The organism is Acinetobacter sp. ABJ-A23_2 (genome assembly GCF_044538765.1).
In the GTDB taxonomy this organism is placed as follows: domain Bacteria; phylum Pseudomonadota; class Gammaproteobacteria; order Pseudomonadales; family Moraxellaceae; genus Acinetobacter; species Acinetobacter nosocomialis_A.
In genome coordinates, this window is sequence record NZ_JBIUCP010000004.1 from 77297 (window position 1) to 99648 (window position 22352).

At 37.9% G+C, this 22352-nt stretch carries 22 protein-coding genes; 12 read left to right on the forward strand and 10 right to left on the reverse strand.

Features of this window, described 5'->3' with window-relative positions; genetic code table 11:
• Positions 1-7 precede the first annotated feature (7 nt).
• The gene (locus ACH63V_RS02640; RefSeq protein WP_396462647.1) at positions 8-631 is read right to left on the reverse strand and encodes an arylesterase; all 624 of its coding nucleotides are present in this window, start codon (positions 629-631) and stop codon (positions 8-10) included.
• A gap of 44 nt (positions 632-675) precedes the next feature.
• On the opposite strand from ACH63V_RS02640, the gene ACH63V_RS02645 reads away from it, so the two are divergent.
• Positions 676-1368, forward strand: coding sequence for an ABC transporter ATP-binding protein (locus ACH63V_RS02645; RefSeq protein ID WP_396462648.1), 693 nt, complete (start codon positions 676-678; stop codon positions 1366-1368).
• A 3-nt stretch (positions 1369-1371) separates the two neighbouring features.
• Positions 1372-3831 (forward strand): ABC transporter permease, encoded by a 2460-nt coding sequence (locus tag ACH63V_RS02650; protein ID WP_396462650.1) that lies wholly within the window; start codon positions 1372-1374, stop codon positions 3829-3831.
• A gap of 1 nt (position 3832) precedes the next feature.
• Here ACH63V_RS02650 and ACH63V_RS02655 read toward each other — a convergent pair whose 3' ends face one another.
• Positions 3833-4642, reverse strand: a complete 810-nt coding sequence (locus tag ACH63V_RS02655; RefSeq protein WP_396462651.1) for a rhomboid family intramembrane serine protease — start codon at positions 4640-4642, stop codon at positions 3833-3835.
• A 76-nt stretch (positions 4643-4718) separates the two neighbouring features.
• Here ACH63V_RS02655 and mtgA point away from each other — a divergent pair, with 76 nt between their 5' ends.
• Together mtgA and ppk1 are read left to right on the forward strand one after the other, a co-directional pair.
• A complete protein-coding gene (gene mtgA, locus ACH63V_RS02660; RefSeq protein WP_396462652.1) occupies positions 4719-5396 on the forward strand; it encodes a monofunctional biosynthetic peptidoglycan transglycosylase in 678 nt (225 codons plus the stop codon).
• Between the two features lie 104 nt (positions 5397-5500).
• Complete coding sequence (ppk1, locus tag ACH63V_RS02665; RefSeq protein WP_396462653.1) at positions 5501-7579, forward strand: polyphosphate kinase 1; 2079 nt, start codon at positions 5501-5503, stop codon at positions 7577-7579.
• Between the two features lie 51 nt (positions 7580-7630).
• On the opposite strand, the gene ACH63V_RS02670 is transcribed toward ppk1, so the two are convergent.
• Complete coding sequence (locus ACH63V_RS02670) at positions 7631-7759, reverse strand: hypothetical protein (protein ID WP_396462669.1); 129 nt, start codon at positions 7757-7759, stop codon at positions 7631-7633.
• A 57-nt stretch (positions 7760-7816) separates the two neighbouring features.
• Here ACH63V_RS02670 and ACH63V_RS02675 point away from each other — a divergent pair, with 57 nt between their 5' ends.
• Positions 7817-8407, forward strand: a complete 591-nt coding sequence (locus tag ACH63V_RS02675) for an SPOR domain-containing protein (protein ID WP_396462654.1) — start codon at positions 7817-7819, stop codon at positions 8405-8407.
• Between the two features lie 29 nt (positions 8408-8436).
• On the opposite strand, the gene oxyR is transcribed toward ACH63V_RS02675, so the two are convergent.
• The 4 genes from oxyR to rubA form a co-directional block, all read right to left on the reverse strand.
• On the reverse strand, positions 8437-9345 hold the full coding sequence (gene oxyR, locus ACH63V_RS02680; protein ID WP_002054474.1) for a LysR family transcriptional regulator OxyR: 909 nt from the start codon (positions 9343-9345) through the stop codon (positions 8437-8439).
• A 6-nt stretch (positions 9346-9351) separates the two neighbouring features.
• Positions 9352-10296 carry an esterase EstB gene (estB, locus tag ACH63V_RS02685; protein ID WP_215899744.1) on the reverse strand — a complete coding sequence of 315 codons (945 nt, stop codon included), beginning with the start codon at positions 10294-10296 and terminating at the stop codon, positions 9352-9354.
• Between the two features lie 52 nt (positions 10297-10348).
• Positions 10349-11530 (reverse strand): rubredoxin reductase RubB, encoded by a 1182-nt coding sequence (rubB, locus tag ACH63V_RS02690; protein ID WP_396462655.1) that lies wholly within the window; start codon positions 11528-11530, stop codon positions 10349-10351.
• Positions 11531-11622: 92 nt separating this feature from the next.
• Positions 11623-11787 carry a rubredoxin RubA gene (gene rubA, locus ACH63V_RS02695; RefSeq protein ID WP_000760495.1) on the reverse strand — a complete coding sequence of 55 codons (165 nt, stop codon included), beginning with the start codon at positions 11785-11787 and terminating at the stop codon, positions 11623-11625.
• A gap of 442 nt (positions 11788-12229) precedes the next feature.
• On the opposite strand from rubA, the gene ACH63V_RS02700 reads away from it, so the two are divergent.
• Complete coding sequence (locus ACH63V_RS02700; protein WP_396462656.1) at positions 12230-12670, forward strand: SRPBCC domain-containing protein; 441 nt, start codon at positions 12230-12232, stop codon at positions 12668-12670.
• A gap of 22 nt (positions 12671-12692) precedes the next feature.
• Here the strand turns inward: ACH63V_RS02700 and ACH63V_RS02705 are convergent, their stop codons facing one another.
• Complete coding sequence (locus ACH63V_RS02705; RefSeq protein WP_343569786.1) at positions 12693-13181, reverse strand: YqiA/YcfP family alpha/beta fold hydrolase; 489 nt, start codon at positions 13179-13181, stop codon at positions 12693-12695.
• A gap of 258 nt (positions 13182-13439) precedes the next feature.
• Here ACH63V_RS02705 and lysS point away from each other — a divergent pair, with 258 nt between their 5' ends.
• The 5 genes from lysS (at position 13440) to cysN (ending at position 19533) form a co-directional block, all read left to right on the forward strand.
• The gene (lysS, locus tag ACH63V_RS02710; RefSeq protein ID WP_263613166.1) at positions 13440-14969 is read left to right on the forward strand and encodes a lysine--tRNA ligase; all 1530 of its coding nucleotides are present in this window, start codon (positions 13440-13442) and stop codon (positions 14967-14969) included.
• A 189-nt stretch (positions 14970-15158) separates the two neighbouring features.
• Positions 15159-16601, forward strand: coding sequence for a capsule assembly Wzi family protein (locus ACH63V_RS02715; RefSeq protein ID WP_396462657.1), 1443 nt, complete (start codon positions 15159-15161; stop codon positions 16599-16601).
• A gap of 255 nt (positions 16602-16856) precedes the next feature.
• Positions 16857-16988 carry a hypothetical protein gene (locus ACH63V_RS02720; RefSeq protein ID WP_002054314.1) on the forward strand — a complete coding sequence of 44 codons (132 nt, stop codon included), beginning with the start codon at positions 16857-16859 and terminating at the stop codon, positions 16986-16988.
• Positions 16981-17889 (forward strand): sulfate adenylyltransferase subunit CysD, encoded by a 909-nt coding sequence (gene cysD / locus ACH63V_RS02725; RefSeq protein ID WP_000140408.1) that lies wholly within the window; start codon positions 16981-16983, stop codon positions 17887-17889. Before ACH63V_RS02720 ends, cysD begins: the two co-directional genes overlap by 8 nt.
• Before the next feature lie 30 nt (positions 17890-17919).
• A complete protein-coding gene (cysN, locus tag ACH63V_RS02730) occupies positions 17920-19533 on the forward strand; it encodes a sulfate adenylyltransferase subunit CysN (RefSeq protein ID WP_396462658.1) in 1614 nt (537 codons plus the stop codon).
• Positions 19534-19585: 52 nt separating this feature from the next.
• Here the strand turns inward: cysN and ACH63V_RS02735 are convergent, their stop codons facing one another.
• Complete coding sequence (locus ACH63V_RS02735) at positions 19586-20143, reverse strand: DUF2239 family protein (RefSeq protein WP_311086397.1); 558 nt, start codon at positions 20141-20143, stop codon at positions 19586-19588.
• 213 nt (positions 20144-20356) lie between these two features.
• Here ACH63V_RS02735 and ACH63V_RS02740 point away from each other — a divergent pair, with 213 nt between their 5' ends.
• Positions 20357-20869: a hypothetical protein gene (locus tag ACH63V_RS02740; protein ID WP_263613170.1), complete on the forward strand. Its 513-nt coding sequence runs from the start codon at positions 20357-20359 to the stop codon at positions 20867-20869.
• A 47-nt stretch (positions 20870-20916) separates the two neighbouring features.
• Here ACH63V_RS02740 and ACH63V_RS02745 read toward each other — a convergent pair whose 3' ends face one another.
• Positions 20917-22254, reverse strand: coding sequence for a CitMHS family transporter (locus ACH63V_RS02745; protein WP_263613171.1), 1338 nt, complete (start codon positions 22252-22254; stop codon positions 20917-20919).
• Between the last annotated feature and the right edge of the window lie 98 nt (positions 22255-22352).

Consider the following 22352-nt stretch of genomic DNA (forward strand, 5'->3'; position numbering starts at 1 on the left):
AAGGTGCCTATAGGGCACCTTTTATGTATGGATAAGCTAAATTAAGTAGTTTCAATTGTGCTTGAGCATTTGGATGAATCAAATCATTTTGCATAAGCTGTTTTTGACCAGCGACTCCATCAAGGAAAAATGGTAGTAATTTCACCTGATATTTTTGACTTACAGTTTTATAGTTGTTTTCGAAAGCCTTGCTATAAGCAGTCCCATAATTTGGCGGAATCTTCATACCAAAAAGAATAACCTGTGCTTTTTGTTTTTGGCTTAATTGGATGAGCTGAGACAGATTTTGTTGAATCATTTGTGGCGGTTGTCCACGCAAGCCATCATTCCCACCTAATTCAATAACAACAACCTCTGGTTTATACGTCTGTAAAAGTTTAGGTAATCGTGCCAACGCGCCACTAGTCGTTTCACCACTCATACTTGCATTGACCACTTTATGTTGTTTGGGATACTGTTGGTCTAAACGTTTTTGTAGTAATTGTACCCAACCTTGTTTAGGGTCTATTCCATAACCGGCACTAATACTGTCTCCTAAAATTAAAATAGTTTTGGCCGAGACGAACATAGGCAACATGCTCAATGAAATAAGCAAGAGACTTTTAGAACTAAACAAATAAGATTTATACATTTGTGTTTCGACCCGAATACTAAATATATAGGACTGTCCACATCATGCCACAACCTATCATTGCTGCCCATCAAGTTACACAAACTATTCAGATTAACCAAAATCAGTTTACGATTTTAAAAAATATTGATTTAGAAATTTATGAGGGGGAGCAGGTAGCAATTACAGGACGTTCTGGTTCGGGTAAATCAACATTACTGGGTATTTTAGCGACTTTAGATCAACCATCTGAAGGAGAAGTGTGGTTATGTGGACAGGCGGTTCATCAGTTAACAGAAGAGCAGCGCGCTCAAATTCGAATGCAGCATATCGGTTTTGTATTTCAGTCTTTCCAACTTTTACCGCAGTTAAGTGCACTTGAAAATGTAATGTTACCACTTCGGTTGCGTAAAGATTTTGATTATAAAGTTGCTGAACAAAAAGCCTTAGATTGGTTGCATCGAGTAGGCTTAAGCCGACAGGCAGAGCAAACCCCTAAAGTCTTATCTGGAGGAGAGCAGCAACGTGTGGCAATTGCTCGGGCTCTCATTGCCGAACCACAAATCATTTTTGCCGATGAACCTACTGGGAACTTAGATGGACAAACGGCTCAAGAAATTGAAACTCTACTTTTTGATTTAAATAAAGAGCTTGGTACAACGCTTATTTTGGTCACACATGACCGTAACTTGGCAGCGCTTTGTCAACGTCATGTTGAGTTAGATGACGGACGACTAAAGACAGTACAGGGTGGCTAGACTATGCGTAATTTACTTAAGCCACTTTTACTACAAAGCTTTCGTACTGGAGGGCTATATTTACTTATTATTGCGCTTTCACTTGCCATTAGCACAACCACGGCCCTTAAGTTTAGTAATGATCAAGTGAAAAATGCGGTAAGCCTACAAGCAGCACAAATGTTAGCAGCTGATTTAGTTCTGTCGAATAACGAACCTCTAGACACTAAATGGCAGAAAAAAGCAGAGCAGCTTGGTTTAAGGCAGACCAATGTGACCATGTTTAGTTCAATGGCACATACTCAAGATCAGTTTGTCATGGTCAATGTCAAAGCAATAGAACCTGCTTTCCCATTAAGAGGAAAGCTTGAGATTGCACCCCGTGCTCATAGCATTCAACCAAGCCAAGTGTGGTTAAGTCAAAGAGCAGCCGATTTACTTAAAGTTAAACTAGGCGATACGGTTTCTATTGCAGATGCCGAATTTCGTTTTAGTGGTGTCATCGTACGAGATTCAAATCAAGAGTTAGGTTTTTCTGGTTTTTCGCCTACCGTTATTATTCATCAAGCCGATATTGCTAAAACGCATGCAATACAAACTGGCAGTAGAATTGATTATCGATTGTTAATGTCTGGTCAACCTGAACAGGTTCAGAACTTTAGTCAGCAATTTAAACAGCAACATAAACCCGTAAATGATCAGGAAGAACCTGCAGGTTTACGCTTACGCGATGCCAGTGAATCAAATAGTAGATTATTACGTCCGTTAGAAAACCTCGATACATTCTTACAACTTGCCAATATTTTAACGATTTTATTATGTGGCATTGCCATCGCGTTAACGAGTCAGCGTTATGTTCAGCAAAACCAAGATCATATTGCTTTAATACGTTGTTTAGGTGCCAGTAAGTTCCAAATTTTATGGGCCTATATCGGGCTACTTTGTGTAGTCAGTGCAGTTTCGATTGTGATCGGTAGCCTACTCGGAATAATGATGGGCTATGGCTTGCTTGAGCTTATGTTGCAGCTCATTCCACAACTAGAGTTAAGTTTTTCCGCGGTCGGTTTTTTAATTGGCCCCTTACCAATTGCCATTTTTACGAGTGTGATTGTGCTACTCGGATTTATTTTGCCAAGCATTTGGGAGCTGTTAAATACACCTCCAATTCGAGTTATTCGAGAGCAGGCAAAATCTCGAAAATCACTATTTTTTATGTTCTTTGCTGGTATTACCAGTCTTGTTATTTTTAGCTTAGTTTTAAGTGAAAACTTGATGCTCAGCATTATGGTTTTGGCTGCGATTATCGCTCTTTGTATTTTGTTGTACACCGCTGTTTGGGTTTTGCTTCGTAGTTTAAAGAAGATGAAAACCCGTTTATCTTTTTATATTCGTTCACCATCGCAAAGTGCTTTACAAATTACAGCACTGGCTTTGGGTTTAAGTCTCATTACCGTGTTAAGTGTATTAAGAACAGATTTATTAGAGCGTTGGCAACAGCAATTACCAGAGGGAACACCAAACCAGTTTGTTTATGGCCTACCTCCATTCGATTTAAAAGCTTTTGAGCAACAGTTAAAGCAAAATGGTTGGCAAAGTACACCGTTATATCCAAACATTCGTGGGCGGTTACTCGCAAAGAATGATGTACCTTTTTCAGAAGAAGCCATAAAGCAAAATAATGCTTTACGCCGTGAATTAAATTTAACTCAGTCGAGTGCTTTACCAAATGACAATGCCATTACAAAAGGTCAATCTGGGTTCAACGCTGTAGGCCAAGTTTCAGTAGAGGCAAAAACTGCTGAAAGTCTAGGTATTCAGATTGGCGATAAGCTTACTTTTAGCCTGCCAGACGGTACTTTACAAGCTAAAGTTGTGAATTTTAGAAATGTTGAATGGGAAAGTTTTAGTCCAAATTTCTTCTTTATTTTTTCGCCAAAAACTTTAGATGAGAATGCAGGTAGCTACTTGGGTAGTTTTTACGTGCCTAAGCAAGATCAATCTAAGATGATTCATATTATTCAGCAATTCTCCAATACGGTTTTTATTGATGTTGATCGAATTTTAGATGAAGTAAAGCGTTTAATGAATGTATTGGTCAAAATCGTGACTGTGCTCGCGGCTTTGGTTGGCTTTTCTGGAGTATTAGTATTAATTGCTTGTTTAAATCTGTTAATGGATGAGCGCCGTCGGGAAGTTGCTTTATTACGGTCATTTGGTTTGTCTAAAAATAAAATGAAGCAGATGCTGAGCTTAGAAATTGGATTTTTAGGGCTGTTAGCAGGCATTGTTGCCTGCTGTTTTGCTGAGGTAATTAGTGCAATTGCAAGTTATAAAATGAATATGGCTCTACAGTGGCATATTGAAATATGGTTGATTTTACCACTGGCTATGATGTTGCTTTGTGCTCTCATTGGTCGATATCGACTTGGGTATCTTTGTAATTTGCCGCCATTACAAAGTTTACGGGAACTAAACCAGATTTAAGTTAGGGTAGTATTTCTGGGTTTTGAATTAAAACCTCATGCCAAAGCGGAAGTAATGGTGAGTTGAGCTGATTACAGTAGATATAGAAGCCGACAATCATTAAAAGGCCTCCCACCAACCCTAAAAATTTTAGTAGGCTTCTAAATTGAGTGCGATAGCTTAAATACCAAATCAGTGCGAGTAATGCACCCATAACCATGCCACCGACATGTGCAGCATTATTAATACCTGTGGCAACCAAACCGAATATAAGGTTAATCGCCATAATCATTAATAATGCTTTTTTATCAAGTATGTAGGCTTGGTGTGGTACGGGTGGAAATAAAGAAAGAACAGTTAAAGCTGCACCTAGTCCCATCACGGCACCCGAGGCACCCGCACTTACGTGAGGAAGTAAGCTTGGATCAAAGTGTTGTAGTAATTCATGTCCATTTTGAATATTGATATAACTACTTAAAAGGCTACCAAACAAGCCTGCAAGTAAATACAGACCAATAACATATAAACGACCAAATAAAGCTTCAGCGACATTACCGAAAATATATAAGGCCCACATGTTAAGCATAAGGTGAATAATACCAAAGTGAAAAAACATGCTGGTAAATAAACGTTCTGGCTGTCCAGAGAAAGTAAGTGGTGTAAAATCTGCTCCCCAGTGAAGAGCATCTTTTATGGCTGGGTCACTAATGTCGACCCCAGATATAATTTGCCAGATGAATAAACCTACATTAATTGAGATCAGTAGGGCGGTCAGCCACCATGCTTGTACATTGAGTTTACGATTAATGTGCGGAGGCTGAGATTGAGTCATGCTATGCTTTTGTTATATATGAACATGCTTTACAGCTTAACATGAAAAAAGTTGAATACAGGAGATCAGGACGAACATGAAAGCTTTTATTGTTCGCGTGTTGTTAATTTTTATTGGGGCAATTCTCTTAATTCAGCTTTGGATCTTCTCAAGTTTGGTTTGGTGGCGTACACATGAAGTTGATACCACCATGTTTATGCGAATTGATTATTGGTCTGATACATCTCGGCCAATTATTCATGAATGGCTCGACTATGACGATATTAGCGATAATTTCAAACATGCGATTTTAGCTGGTGAAGATGCTAAATTTATCCATCATCATGGCTTTGATTGGTACGGTATTCATTTTGCCCTTGAGCGTAACAATGAAGAGGGTGAAGTTGTTGCGGGTGGTTCTACCGTGTCTCAACAGCTTGCAAAGAATTTGTTTTTATATAATAAGCGTTCATTTATTCGTAAAGGCCAAGAAACAGTAGCGACATGGATGATGGAGCGCATGTGGTCAAAACGCCGAATTCTTGAGGTGTATATGAACTCGGTTGAATTTGGCAAACATCTATACGGTGTTGAAGCAGCTTCTCAATATTATTATGGTAAAAGTGCTAAAAGCTTAACGCGTGAACAAGCTGCTTTTTTAGCCGCGTTATTGCCTGATCCAAAATATTATCAAGATCACCGTAATGACCATAAACTACAATATCGAAAACGCGTTATTTTACGTTATATGAATAGCACCCAGATTCCTGAATAACTCTGTCTTAAAGATGTGTTATTTTTTTAGTTTTTATCAAATTGACATAAATTTGCAGCATACTATTTTGCAGAGATTTTGGTTGGAAAGAGATTAAGTTAGACATGAATACAGCGATTACAGCAACGACCCCAACAGAATATAGTTATAACGACCGTTATATTAATCGTGAATTGTCTATTCTTGACTTTCATTTGCGCGTATTGGAGCAGGCAGTCGACCCTTTACATCCATTACTTGAGCGAATGAATTTCTTGCTCATTTTTTCGCGTAATTTAGATGAGTTTTTTGAAATTCGTGTGGCAGGAGTTATGGAGCAATATGCTCTAGGCAATGAAAGTCGAAGCCCTGATGGTTTAACACCAAGACAAGTCTTACAAAAAATCTCTGAGACTGCTCATGCGGCAATTGAACGCCAATATCGTATTTTAAACGAAGAAATTTTGCCTAAACTCCGTGAAGAAGATATTTGCTTCTTGCGTCGTGGGGAATTAACGCCCGCTCAATCGGCTTGGGTTAAAAAATATTTTCAGGAACAAGTTGCACCTGTTTTAACACCAATTAGTCTAGATCCTGCTCACCCATTCCCACGGTTAGTCAATAAAAGTCTGAACTTTATTGTGACTTTGGAAGGTAAAGATGCGTTTGGTCGTCAAATTGATTTAGCCGTTGTACCAGCGCCGCGTTCATTACCACGTGTTGTACGATTACCAGATGAGTTAACAGGCGGTAAAGAGCATCATGTCATGCTGTCGGCAATTATTCATGAACATGTATCAGACTTATTCCCCGGCATGACTGCAACTGGATGTTATCAATTCCGTGTAACTCGTAATGCTGATTTGGCGCTCAATGAAGACGTTGAAGATTTAGCTAAAGCTTTAAAAGGTGAATTAAGTTCACGCCGATTTGGTCGTGCAGTTCGTTTGGAAGTAACTCATAACTGTCCACAACATATTTATGAATATCTGCTTGAAGAATTCGACTTAAACGAAGAACAACTATATAAAGTTGATGGTCCGGTAAACTTGGCTCGTCTGGTTTCAAACTTTAAACGTCCTCATTTGCGTTATGACTCGCATACGCCAGTCGTACCAAAAGTGTTTAAAAAGACCGAGAGTATTTTCTCGGCCATGCAAAAGCAGGATATTTTACTTCATCATCCATTTGAATCTTTTGCTCCAGTTATTCAGTTACTTCGTGAAGCAGCACGTGATCCACAAGTACTTGCAATTAAACAAACGCTTTACCGTAGTGGTGTTGATTCGGAAATTGTACAAGTCTTGGCTGAAGCTGCACGTAATGGAAAAGAAGTAACGGCAGTTATTGAATTACGTGCCCGTTTTGATGAAGAATCAAACATTGAAGTGGCAAATGTACTTCAAGAAGCAGGAGCAGTGGTCGTTTACGGTATCGTGGGTTATAAAACCCATGCCAAAATGATTATGGTGGTACGCCGTGAAAATAATAAATTGGTACGTTATGTTCATTTAGGAACAGGTAACTACCATGCTATGAATGCCCGTATTTATACCGATTATGGTCTCATGACGACTGATAAAGACTTATGTGAAGACGTACACCGTATCTTCCAAGAGTTAACAGGTATGGGCAAAATGGCAAAACTGAAAAAGTTACTCCATGCACCTTTTACTTTGCATGCTCAGCTCATCAACTTTATTGATGAAGAAATTGCCAATGCAAAGGCTGGTCGTAAAGCTCAAATTATTGTGAAAGTGAATGCTTTAACGGAAGTTCAATTAATCAATAAATTGTATGAAGCTTCTCAAGCAGGGGTACAGGTAGATCTCATTATCCGTTCTATTTGTTGCTTACGCCCAGGATTGCCAAATTTATCGGAAAATATTCGAGTACGTTCAATTGTAGGACGCTTCCTTGAGCATACACGTGTTTATTACTTTAGTAATAATGGTGATGCACGTATTTACTGTTCAAGTGCAGACTGGATGGATCGTAACCTATTTAATCGTGTTGAAGCATGCTTCCCGATTGAAGATCCTGCATTGAAAAAACGAATTTATCAGCAAGGTCTTCTTAATTATTTGCAAGACAATCAGCAAGCTTGGTTATTACAAGGTGATGGTACTTGGGTCCGTGCTCAACCTACTGAAGGTGAAAAACTACATAATGCTCAAAGAGAATTATTAGAAACATTTAAATAAAACTTAATATTAAAAAGCCGATATTATATCGGCTTTTTAATTGTTTGAAATTCATAGTAATTTAATCAGAATTCTTAAATGGTTGCAGGATATACGATAATAGTTTGAAACACCGCAATATGTTTTTAAAATATGTGATTCTTTACATAAAACATTGAATTTTAAAAATATACAAATTATGTGAAATCTACTTTAATACGCTGCATTAAATATACTTAACTTTGGTAAGTGAATAATATGCAATGCTTTATTAAAAGTTTATTTATTAGAATATTTTTAGGGGTAATGCCAGTGACTGCGTATGCAGATCAAAAGTGCTATGGAGATATTATTGTATTTCATAAATATGATGATCAAATGATATATCCCTACTTTATACAACCTTCTAAGGAGAAAAATAAGAAAAATGATACACAAAATAAAGTAATAACGGTTCAGAAAAGAAAACCTACTCAAGATGAGCTGGTAGCACAAAAGAAAGTTGAAGATACTCAATTAAAAAAAATAGAAGAAAAGAAAAATCTTGAGAATAAAAAACAGCTTGATGCAGCAGTAGCTAAAGAAATTTTAGAAAATGGCGAAAAAAAATGGATGGTACAAGTTGCATTGGCACCTAATCAAAATAAAGCAAATATGATCCAGTCTCAATTGCAGGCGAAAGGATATAAGATTGTGACTAGCCCAACCACAAAAGGAATACGGGTTATGGTAGACCCCGCTAATGATTTTGCGATTGCACAAATTATTCGAGAAAAAATAATTTCAGATGAGAGTTTGGATCTGAAATCGGCTTGGGTCTTTAAATGGGCATCTTTAACAGCACAGTAAAAGAAAAAGGAGTCCGAAGACTCCTTTTTTTATTCATGTAAATTTGTTGTGATTTTCTGCATGATTTGCAGGAGTACATCAAACTCGCTTTGCAATGGTGTACTTTTACGTGTAACGAGCGCTAGAGTACGACTTGGTGCATCTTCAATTGGTTTTGCAGTAATCTGATCATTAAACTTGATCATACTGTTTTCAATTGCGATTTCTGGTAAAAGCGTAAAACCTAAATTAGAAGAAACCATTTCGACTAATGTTGGTAATGAACTTGCTTTTAAGCGGTTATCGTTTTTACGTTCACCAATTGGGCAAGCACTTAATACATGGTCACGTAAACAGTGACCTTCTTCAAGCAAAATAAGACGCGATAAATCAAGGTCATCGAGAGAGTTTGCTTGAAGTGCATTTGTATCTTGCTTACTACAAACAAGATATAAATTTTCTTTTGAAATTTCAGCTACTTTTAGACTTCTTGTGTCAAAAGGTAGGGCAAGGACGATCATGTCCAAATTACCGTGTTCTAAGCGCTCTACAATTTTCTCACTTTGAGCTTCATGTAAATGCAACTGAATCTTTGGTAATTGTTGATGCACTTCATCAAGTAACCGTGTCAGGATAAAAGGTGCAATGGTTGGAATAACACCCAAATGAAGATCACCAGTTAATGGTTCACTCATTTCACGGCTTAAACGCATTAAATCCTGAGCATCTGCTAGCAATACACGGGCTCTAGCAACGACTTGTTCACCTAATGGTGTTAAGCGCACATTCTGACGGTCACGCTCAACCAGAACGCCACCTAATAGCCTTTCCAGCTCCATGATACCGCCCGATAAAGTCGATTGGGTAACAAAAGAGCGGCGTGCTGCTTCAGTAAAATGCAAAGTTTCCGACAACGTAACTAAATATGATAGCTGTCTTAGTGAGGGTAATGCAGCCATAGTGTCCTAGTATGATGATTTAAAATGATGCGCAAATAAACCGCTAAGCTGTGGAATAAAATGGGCAGGGATATCATGCCCCATTCCATCAATTAATTCAAACTTAGCACCGGAAATTGCTTTTGCTACAGCCTTACCGTGGCTTGGTGGAAGTAAGCGGTCACGAGAGCCATGTAAGACTATGGTGGGTTGCTTAATTTCACGGTCCAGTTGCAGTAAGGAACCTGTACATAATATTGCTAAAAACTGTTGAAGTACACCAGCAGGATAATAGCTACGTTGATAAAGTTTTCGTGCAGTTTGAACGGCTTCAATATGATTAATATAACCAGGAGAACCAATCAATTGGAATAATTTTAAGCTGTGGTTAACAATCCCTTCTTCATCACGTGATTCGGGCTTGCCAATCAAGCTTAAAAGTTGTTTAGGAAACGGTGGTGGTAAAAAAGGTTGGTTGTTACTGGTAAACATCAAACCTAATTTTTCTACTTTCTCCGGATATTTTGCAGCAAGTATCTGGGCAATCATACCACCCATTGATGCACCGACCACATGTGCTTTACTTACACCTAAACGGTCGAGAAGCATCGATACATCGTCTGCCATATCATACAATGTATAAGGTGCTCCCTGATTTTTTAACCCTAAAGCAAAGCGTCCCATCAATTTCATGGTATTTAAACGTTTACCCTGATGACGAACTTTTGAAGAAAGGCCAATATCACGGTTATCAAAACGAATAACACGAAAACCTTGATCAATGAGCGATTTACAGAAAAAGTCCGGCCAAAATAGCATTTGGGCACCTAAGCCCATAATCAGCAAAATGGTCGGATGCTCTGCTTTTCCACCTACTTCTACATGCAATTCAATACCATTGCCTAAGTTGACTTTGGTTTCTTGCATAAAAGGAGTGTAGGGTGAAATACTAAATTGTAAGGCGCTATTCATGTTATGCATTCCTTGAAGGAATACTCTTGAGCGAGTATTCCCAGTTTAAACCTTATGCTTGGGCAGGAATAAGATCTGGAACAAGCTTAGTTAACGTTAAACGTTGCTTGCCTGCTGTTGCACCTAACAATACGAAACCACGCAATGTTCCTTCATTGTCAATTGCTTTGGCAAGCATACCATCGTCGAATTCTTCAGTTTCCCAATTTACATCGACATCAACCGGTGCCGGTAAAACTGTAAGTGGTGCAGCCGGGGTTTTTACCGCAACTGGCATTGCAGGGTAATGTACATTTGTTTGTTGGCCGCTTAATGTTTTTGCTAGAGCACGCGCTTGTTGCATAATTGGCATTACATATGGAAGCAGGGTACCGTTCACTTCTGCACAGTCACCAATCGCATAAATATCTGCTTGATTGGTTTCAAGCAAGCTATTAGTAATTACACCACGGCTGGTTTGAATATTTGCGCTTTGAGCAAGAGAAATATTTGGTTGTAGGCCAATTGCTGAAAGCACGATATCAGCAACTAAAGTTTGACCATTTGCTAATGTAACGGCGTAATCTTCACCATTATTGATCTTACTTACTTTTTCAACGGTTGTGCCTAATGCAAATTTAACCCCAGCTTCTTCAAGATTTTCTTGGAAAGCTGAAGCAATGTGTGACGGTAACAAACGGCCTAATGGTTGAGGTGCTAAATCAATTACTGTTACATCATATTCACTATGAAGTAAGTCATTGGCAAATTCACAACCAATCAAACCAGCACCCAAAATCACAACACGTTTATCTTTGCGCTGAGCAAGGTTTTCGCGGAAGGTACGATAATCAATCAGTGAGTTCACCACATGAATGTCATCACTGCCATCACCTGCAATTGCAAGACGAATCGGGTTAGCACCAACGGCTAAAATCAGTTTTGAGTAGGGTTGATTTGAAGTTACCCCATCTTTCTCCAGAACAAGCTCATGACGCTCAGCTAAAATTTCTTTCACCCATGTAAAAGGTTCAATACGCATATTGAGCTGTGCACTCATTTTTGCAGCATCACCTAACGAGATTTGTTCCGGAGCCTTTTTACCTGCAAAGGCGTTAGATAACGTTGGTTTTGCATAGTTCACCGCATCATCCGCACAAATCATCACAAGTTCTTGCTCTGGGTTAAGCTTACGGAACTCACGTGCTAAGGTATAACCCGCCATGCCTGATCCGATAATGACGATTGGATGCATTTTTTTCTCCAGAATTAGAATTGTTCATTTAATACGGTGATTGGTGATATATAAAAAAGACCATGTAAATCATGGCCTTTTAATTTAAGACATTAGATTTCGATCATTTCAAAGTCAGCTTTTGAAACGCCACAATCAGGGCAAGTCCAATCATCAGGGATATCTTCCCATTTTGTTCCAGCTGCAATGCCGTCTTGTGGCCATCCTTCTGCTTCATCGTAAATCCATCCACAAACGATACATTGATATTTTTTCATGAGACTCTCCGCACTGATAAGTTTGCTCAAAGCTGCCTTTCAGTAAAACTATTCCATCTATTAATAATGTAACTACGATCCGTTCAATAATAACTAATGTAGCTTTGATCGGGTATCAAATTTTTACGCAGTTCTACATTCAAAGTAAAGCACATAAGGGAGTTTAATCATTCGTAAGCAAAGATGAATGGCATATCGAGACAAATAACTGGTTATTTAGGCAAAACTTCAACATAAGCATATAATAAATCATATGTTTTTATTCACTTATTAATGTAATAAGGTTTTAAGTGATATGAAGGGTTACAAAAAGAACAAAGCATTTATATAAATAAAGTTCTTAAAAACATAAGCTGATTAATAAATAGACAGGTAAATTCATGTTTATATAAAACGAGAAAGTTTATTGAACACTTGAGTAACAGAGATAAGGAAATTGAATATGGAAATTCTAGTATATGAAGTAGAAATTAACGCGCCTATAGAAAAAGTATGGAATATACTCTGGAATAGCGAGACATATAATGCATGGACGAAATTCTTTGCGCCGGATTCTTCAATGCGTACTGACTGGAAGATTGGTGGTAAAACATATTTTCTAGACGGAGAAGGAAATGGAATGGTTTCGACCATTGAAGAAATGAAAAAGCCTGAGGTGCTAATTTTTAAACATTTAGGAATGATTAAAGAGGGTAAGGAAGACTTAGAAAGTGAAGAGGTGAAAGGCTGGAGTGGTTCACTAGAAAAATATTTTTTAAGCCAAAATGGGAATACTACAACTTTAAAAGTTGAATTGGCCACCTTACCTGAATATATCGGTATGTTAAAAAGTGGCTTTGTTCAAGGTTTTGAAGTTGTAAAAGATATTGCAGAAGGGAGTTAGTTCATCTTGCTCAGTTGGTTGTTTAGGCAAAGTATTTTTTATGAATTTTAGAAATCAGATCATTGAGACGAGAAGGATAAGCAAGACGATGATGGCCTCCGTCATATGTTTCTACTGTCATATAAGGTGAAAGTTTTTCCTGTACTTGATACATATCAAGTTGCTCGTCTCCTAACTCTAAATAAGCCATTTTAGGATTAGAGTGATCAAGATCTTCATCACAAAGGTTGGGGTAATCATTACGAAAACTAGGATTAAGGCTTGGATTGGCAACAACAACAGCTAACTTATGTTGAGCAGCTGTTTTTAAAGCCCAATAGCCACCAAGGCTATGACCGACTAATAAATCAGGTTTAATCGTTTCAATTGCTTGATGATAAAAGTCCTTCACTGAGGCATAACTTAAGTTACGATAATCTACATCAATACAAAATTTTTCAGGATGTAAAATGGCATGGAATTTTGTTGATTCACGAGAAGAATCCAAGCCATGTAAAAATAGAATTTTCATTATTTGCTACACAATCTCATAGATAAAATAAAAGGCAAAATAGGCCTTTTAAAAATCGAGGTTATTTGGATTTTTTTATATTTTACTTAAAGCAAAAAAAAATGATCTTAGCGATTGGTCTAAGTAATTTTCTTCATTCAAAACGTCTTTAGTTTGACTGCTTTGACTTTTTTCATTTTTGTTTGATTGAAATCATTCGAAAAATCTCAGCAATCTGTTAAGCTATGCCACTTCATTTTTACTTAAATCGAGGCAGAGATGACGCAACAAAACGCTCAATCGACTTCTGAACCAACTATTTCCGAAAACGATTTAATTGCACAGCGTCATGCCAAATTAAAGCAAATCCAAGATGTTGCAAAGGATACTGGAAAAAGTCCTTGGCCAAATACATTCAAACGTGAACACTACGCTGCTGATCTACAAGAACAATTTAAAGATCAGTCGAAAGAACAGATTGAAAGCGCTGAACATGTCTATGTAAAAGTTGCTGGCCGTGTCATGTTGAACCGTGGTTCTTTCATGGTAATCCAAGATATGACTGGTCGTATCCAGTTATATGTTGACCGTAAAGGTTTACCAAAAGATATTCTTGAAACCATTAAAGGTTTAGACCTAGGCGACATTATTGCTGCTGAAGGTTATATCGGTCGTTCTGGTAAAGGTGATTTGTATGTACACCTTGAAGGTTTTGAACTTCTTACAAAATCACTTCGTCCATTACCAGATAAGTTTCATGGTTTGAACGATACCGAAGTTAAGTACCGTAAACGTTATCTCGACTTAATCGTGAATGAAGAAACTCGTAAGACTTTTGAAATTCGTGCCAAAGTTGTTGCTGGTATTCGCGCATTTTTAACAAATGAACGTTTCATGGAAGTTGAAACGCCAATGATGCATGTGATTCCGGGTGGTGCTTCTGCACGTCCTTTTGAAACGCATCACAATGCTCTAGATATGCCGTTATTCTTGCGTATCGCACCTGAGCTTTATTTAAAGCGTTTGGTTGTTGGTGGTTTTGAACGTGTGTTCGAAATTAACCGTAACTTCCGTAATGAAGGGGTGTCAACACGTCATAACCCTGAATTTACAATGATCGAGTTTTATCAAGCATATGCTGATTATAAAGACTTGATGGCTTTAACTGAAAACATGCTTGAAAAGTTAGCACTTGATATTTTAGGTACAACTGATGTGCCTTACCAAGGCGAAGTGTTCAGCTTTAAAGGGCCATTCAAGAAAATCTCTATGTTTGATGCGATTTTAGAGAATAACCCTCAGTTCACGCCAGAAAATGTGGGTGACCGTGAATTCCTTGCAAAATTTGTGCGAGAAGAGCTGAAAGAAGAAGTTAAACCTGGTTTTGGTTTAGGTAAGCTTCAAACGATCGTATTTGAAGAAACAGTTGAGACTAAACTTCGTCAACCTACCTTTATTACTGAATATCCAGCCGAGACTTCTCCACTTGCCCGCCGTAATGATGACAATCCGCACATTACCGATCGTTTTGAGTTCTTCATTGGTGGTCGTGAATTGGCAAATGGTTTTAGTGAGTTAAATGACCCGATTGATCAGGCTGAACGTTTCCAAGCTCAGGTTGCTGAAAAAGACGCAGGCGACGATGAAGCAATGCATTACGATGCAGAGTTTGTTGAAGCGCTTGAGTACGGCTTACCGCCAACAGCGGGTGAAGGTATTGGTATTGACCGTTTGGTTATGCTTTTTGCAGACGCACCAAGTATTCGTGATGTAATTTTATTCCCGCATATGCGTCGTAAAGAAGGTTAATTTAATCTTTAAAACAGAAAAAGGCAGTTTATACTGCCTTTTTTATTAACTATTTATATATAAAAAACACTTAAATTATAGAAAACTTAAGAGCACGTTAAAAAATGTAATTGCACAGTTTAACAATTGCAAATTTGCGATAAAAAAATTAATGTGTTGCTCATAAATAACTTTGAGAATTGTGCTGACATGTTTTTAAGAAAAACACTTTCAATTGCATTATTAGCAGCTGCCTCATCAGCTGTTTTTGCCCAAGGTTTGGTGCTTAATAATGATGATTTGCGTACAGATTTAAATTGGTTGAATCAACAAGGTGTTATTAACATCAGCACTTCTACTTGGCCTTTAAGCGGTGATGAAATTCAGCGCGCACTCTCTCAGGCTAAAGTAACACATCCAGCTCAACAAAAAGTTATTAACTCAGTTCTCAATGCATTAAAGGCAGATAACGATACAGTTAAAGTGGGTGCTTTTGCCGAATCTGATATTAAAAATCTTCCACAAGCTTTTGGCGATAACCAAAAATCACAGTATCAAGGTTCTGTAGAGTTTAATGCGGGCGGTGAAAACTGGGATGCAAAAATCCGTGTAAACGCAGAAAAAGATCCACAAATTGATAATGGCCATGATGTCAATGTGGAAGGTTCTTATGTCGCTGGTAAAATTTGGAACCAATGGGTTGTTGCTGGTCAAATTCCAACATGGTGGGGACCTGGCCATGATGGTAGTTTAATCCGTGGTGATGCAAGTCGTCCTGTGTATGGGGTGACAGCTCAAAGAGCTATACAAAATGCATTTGATACCAAATGGTTATCTTGGATTGGTCCTTGGCAATACCAATTATTTGCAGGTCAGTTAGATGATTATAAAGCTATTCCTCATGCTAAGTTATTAGGTTTGCGTGTTACGGCAAGTCCATTACCTTACTTGGAACTGGGTGCTTCCCGAACTTTACAATGGGGTGGTGAAGGGCGTTCTGAAAGTTGGAACTCATTATGGAATGCAATTAAAGGTAATGATAATGTTTATGATGCAGCTGAAGACAGATCTAACCAAATTGCTGGATTTGATGCTCGTTTAAATCTGCAATCTCTTTTAAATGTTCCTGTTGGTATTTATGGTCAATATGTAGGTGAAGATGAAGCCGGTTTGCTTCCTTCTAAAAAAATGTATTTAGCTGGTGCTGATTATTCTTCTAGCTATAAAGATATGCCTTATCAAGTTTATGCTGAATGGGCAGATACACGTACCAATAATGATGTAAAAGGAATCTCTTATAATCATTATATTTATACAGATGGTTATTATCAGCATGGTTTCCCTCTAGGGCATGCAATGGGTGGTGATGGTCAAATGTACTCTGTTGGTGGTGATATTCGCTTTGACACGATGAATCGCTTAAGTGGCCGAGCAATGGTTGTTAAGGTGAATGAATCTAACTTGGCAATTAATAAAGCCTTCCCTAAAGAAGATAAAATCAAAGCGCTTGATTTAACTTGGACGCATTACATCAAACCTGATCTTCCATTAAAAATTAATGGTTGGATTAGTGACTCTGATTTAGAGGGTAATGATTCAGGTGCATCTATTGGTATTGAAATTCCGTTAGAACGTAAAATGTTTGGTTTTTAAGACTTAAATATTGCTGATGAAAAGGAGAAGCTAAAATGGCTTCTCTTTTTTATGGTATTTAAAGAAATCTAAAGATGAGATCGTGATTTGCTTCAGTTAACGATGCGAGCTAGGATGAGCATGTTATCTATGCGAATCAGTATTTTACATTTATATGATGAATTTGAATATCAATATGAAAAAACAAGCAAAAGAAAACAGTTTTAAATCACTATAATGCATAACTAATGCTATAAGCCTCATAAAGGCATGTAGTTGGATTATTTATCACAAAAAATTGGAGTTGTTATGGCACTCGTTCCTCCACATGGTCTTCTAAGTGGTGGTTTAATACCACTTCTAGATTTTATGGGCAAAATGGATAGAGAAGGACGTGTTCATGACTGAATCAAGACTTACACATCTCAAGCAACTTGAAGCTGAAAGTATTCACATTATTCGTGAAGTTGCGGCAGAATTTGAAAATCCAGTCATGCTTTACTCAATTGGTAAAGACTCGGCTGTAATGCTTCATCTTGCTTTAAAAGCATTTTATCCTGCGAAACTTCCATTTCCTTTATTACATGTAGATACAGGTTGGAAGTTTAAAGACATGATCGCGTTTCGCGATAACATGGCAAAAACCCATGGTTTTGATTTAATTGTTCATCAGAACAAAGAAGGCCGTGAAGCAGGGATCAATCCATTTGATCATGGTAGCTCAAAATATACAGATATTATGAAAACCCAAGCTTTAAAACAGGCTTTGGATAAATATCAATTTGATGCTGCTTTTGGTGGTGCACGCCGTGATGAAGAAAAATCACGTGCGAAAGAGCGTGTGTATTCATTCCGTGATAGTAAGCATCGTTGGGACCCTAAAAACCAACGCCCTGAACTTTGGAATCTTTACAACGGTAAAGTAAACAAAGGCGAAAGTATTCGTGTATTCCCATTATCAAACTGGACAGAGTTAGATATTTGGCAATATATCTATTTAGAAAATATTCAAATTGTTCCTCTTTATTTCTCTGCTGTTCGTCCTGTGGTTGAGCGTAGTGGTACGCTTATTATGGTGGATGATGAACGCATGCGTTTAAAAGAGGGTGAAGTTCCGCAAATGAAGTCTGTACGTTTCCGTACGCTTGGCTGTTATCCATTAACAGGTGCAGTTGAGTCTGAAGCTGATACATTGCCAGAAATTATTCAGGAAATGTTATTGGCAACAAGTTCTGAGCGTCAAGGTCGTATGATTGACCATGATGAAGCAGGCTCAATGGAAAAGAAAAAGCAAGAAGGCTATTTCTAAGACAGTTTCTAAATTTGTGGAGTTTGAGCAATGTCTCATCAATCAGACTTAATCAGCCAAGATATTCTGGCTTATTTAAAACAGCATGAACAAAAAGATCTTTTACGCTTTTTGACTTGCGGTAACGTAGATGACGGTAAAAGTACCTTAATTGGCCGTTTACTTTACGATTCAAAATTGATTTATGAAGATCAATTACAAGCAGTAACGCGTGACAGTAAAAAAGTAGGAACTACGGGTGATGCACCAGACTTGGCATTACTGGTAGATGGTCTGCAAGCAGAACGTGAGCAAGGTATTACCATTGATGTTGCGTATCGTTATTTCTCGACTGAAAAGCGTAAATTTATTATTGCTGATACACCGGGACATGAACAATATACCCGTAATATGGCAACTGGTGCATCGACTGCAGATCTTGCAATCATTTTGATTGATGCGCGCTATGGTGTACAAACTCAAACTCGTCGTCATACATTTATTGCAAGTTTGCTTGGTATTAAGAATATTGTTGTTGCCATTAATAAAATGGACTTGGTTGAATATTCACCTGAACGTTTCACTGAAATTCAGATTGAATATGATGCTTTCGTAAGCCAATTAGGTGATCGTCGTCCAGCCAATATCTTATTTGTTCCAATTTCTGCTTTAAATGGCGATAACGTTGTAAATCCATCAGCTCATACTCCTTGGTACAAGGGTCAAACCTTGATGAGTATTCTTGAGTCTGTGGAAATTAGCCGCGAATCTAACAAACATGAATTCCGTTTCCCTGTTCAGTATGTGAACCGTCCAAACCTCGACTTCCGTGGTTTTGCTGGTACTGTTGCTTTAGGTGAAATCAATGTTGGTGATGAAATTGTAGCGTTACCTTCTGGTAAGCGTTCTACGGTTAAAGAAATCGTTACTTTTGACGGTAACCTTGAGCAAGCAGTGGCTGGTCAAGCAGTTACATTAACGTTAAATGACGAAATTGATATTAGCCGTGGTAACGTTTTGGTGCGTGCTGGCGAGCAACCATTAATTTCACGTAGCGTTCGTGCTTCTGTGGTATGGATGAATGAGCACCCGCTTGTAAAAGGTAAGTTGTACAACATTAAGATTGGTACACAAACTGTTCCAGCAAAAGTGACTAATATTCACTATCGTGTGAACGTAAATACACTTGAGCATACTCAGGTCGAAGAGCTTGAGTTAAATGCAATTGCGGATGTTGTGGTTGAGTTCGATGCTCCAGTCGTGTTTGACCGTTATCAAGATTCGCGTTACACAGGTTCATTTATTTTTATTGACCGTTTAAGTAATGTGACTGTTGGCGCGGGCATGGTAGAGGCGGCAGTAGAATGGACTGCTCATAGCAATGCTGTTACTGCCGAAGACCGTGCTGCTCGTTTAGGTCAAAAACCTGCGGTGATTGGTGTTTCTGCCCAACTAATTGAAAAAGCTCAAGTCTTAGAAAGTTTGCTGATTCAGCAAGGTGTAGTTGCAATTGCAAAAGCAAACTTAACAGCTGAGCAATTGATTCTATTGCGTGAGACGGGTGTTGTAATTATCACAACTTCTGTGGAAGGTAGAGATACAGAGATAGCTGCTGAAACTGTAGAAGAAGCAGTAGAAAAAATCGTGGAATTGGTTCGTCTTTAATAGATTGAAAATGAGTTCTAAAAAGCCCGCGTAAGCGGGTTTTTTATTGAGTTTAAAAAATATTGTTAGCTTTGATAATTAAATATTCTCTTAAATCTTTAGGGTAGCTCTGGATCATCTTTAAAAATGTATCCCGATCGCCTTGATATAGGGCACGTGTTGCTTCCTCATAATTTGGCATATTACCTAACATGGCAGACATAAAACGGTCGATGGCTTGTTTGGCGAGCATAATATTGCCTTCAGAATTTGGGTTATTTAACTCTTTATCAATTAACTTGCGAATCACTGCTGATGCACTCGCACTTTGTTGATCTAACCAATCCCAATGTTTTTTCTGTAAAGTGATTTCACGAGAAATTACACCAAGTTTAGGTCGTCCAACTTTTTTAATTTCTTCCGGCTCAGCATAACGTTGTTGAAATTCTTGTTCCGAACCAGAAAGATCAAGATCAATTTGTTGACCTGTTTGATCATTAAAAATCAGAATATTTTCCGTTGTTTGAGGAAGATCTTTGAGTTTTTTTGCAAGTTCAACAAGAGAGTCGCTTGCAATAAGTGTACTTCCAGTAAAAGCAGTATAGGTGATTGTAGTATTCATTTTTGCCACATATTTTTATCAGGGTAAAATAATATTATCAGGGTAAAACTAATTTGGCAAACATTAAAATTTATAACCAAAGAATTATTTGATTTTATGGGTGTGGTATCAGAAGTTAGGACTATAAAAATAGTTAAGGTAATAGGCTATTTAAAATTTTGTTCTGCTTTAATATCGCTTTTATGAGAGAATGTGCCTTTAGTTGTATGTATAAGGACTCCTATGTTTGAGCAATCTCCTGAATCTTTAAGCGATATCGAAATTTTAGACATTTTACAGTCGATGAAAAAAGATAAGCTAGATACGGAAGCAAATGAGATCATCCGTAGCGGGGGGAAAGCAGGACGTCAGGAAGCACATAAACAGGCTTTAGTGGCACTAAATACAAATTTTGAAGAGAAATTTGTAGAGGCGGTTACTCTTGCCTTAGGTTTAAATGCAGCTCAAGCTAAAAAAATTCGCTATAAAAAAGATCGAATTCGTATTTTAAAAGCACGTGGTATTGATTACTTAGCTATTGATGGTGCAGAAACAGCGCAAGTTTTGGCACAAATTTCACAAGCAATTGTGCGAGAAGATGCAATTGTTACTCATGACTTGCATGACATCTTCCCATTTTGGAAAGAAGGTTGGCCAATGGTGCAATTTGATAATGCCTATAAAATTTTAGAAGAAGATATTGGCTTGCACTTTCATGCGTTCTTAGATGCCATGATTGAGTATGTGAATAAATAAAAATAAAAGCCCCAATTGGGGCTTTTATTTTTTATAGCAGAATGTAGTTAGACCGCACTAAAAAGTGGGAAAACACCAATCACTAATGCTGTACCCATTAACACCATACAAGTGATAAATGCCCACTTAAAAGTGAACTTTTGATGGTCTGCAAAATCGACTTTAGCAAGACCGCATAACAAGTAAGTTGATGGAACAAGTGGTGATAATAAGTGTACAGGTTGGCCTACAATAGAAGCACGTGCAATCGCTTCTGGGCTAATACCATAATGTGAAGCAGCTTCAGCAAGAATAGGTAATACACCATAGAAGAATGCATCATTTGACATAAAGAAGGTCAATGGCATGCTTACGAAAGCTGTAATCGGTGCGAGATATGGACCCATACTTGCAGGAATCATTGCGACAAATTCTTTAGACATTGCTTCAACCATGCCTGTGCCAGATAAGATACCTGTAAAAATACCTGCCGCAAAAATTAAACCTACAACAGCCAAGATGCTATCTGCATGCATAGCGATACGCTTTTTCTGCATATCAACATCAGGGTAGTTGATGAGCATTGCAATACAGAACGCCAGCATGAATAACACTGACATAGGTAAAATACCTTTGATCAATGCAATCATAAGAAGAATGGTGAGCACCATATTTACTTTACGTAAATGTGGACGAGTCGCTTCTGGATCTTTTGAAACAGTAATGTTGTCGCCATGATGACTTTCAAGCTCAATCACGCCTAAACGTTTTTGCTCATATCGACCATATAAATATGCCAAGAAGAATAACCAGCCAATACTAATCACCATTGGAAGGATCATTGGTACAAAAATATGGCTTGGATCAACTTGAAGCGCACTCGCTGCACGGGCAGTAGGGCCACCCCATGGTGTAAGGTTCATTACACCACTACATAACAACATAAGTGCTGTCATGATGAGTGTATTCATACCTAGGCGTTGATAGAGAGGGAGCATTGCTGCTACACAAATCATATATGTCGTTGAGCCATCACCATCAAGAGAAACTAAGGTAGTTAAAAAAACGGTCCCTAATGTAATTTTTAGAGGGTCGCCTTTAACTTTTTTCAAAATCCATTTAACCGGAGGATCGAAAAGACCTGCATCGATCATTAAGGCAAAATATAAAATCGCGAATAATAACATTACGCCAGTAGGCGCAAGTTTTTTGATGCCTTCTAGCATCATTTCGCTGAGACCCTTAAGCTCAATATGACTTAAGCTTTCAAAGTAGTGACCAAGGCCCCAGGCGATAAGAGAAAAAATAAATGGGATAAGAATTAAAGCAATAATAGGGCTTAAACGTTTGGACATGATTAAATACATGAAGCATAAAATCATGCCAACACCAAGTAATGTCAGCATAAAATCAATCCTTTGCCTTTAGTTTTACTGAACAAGTTTATTCAAAACTCTGACTTTGATTATTCTTATGAATTTTTATTAAAAAGACAAATAATATA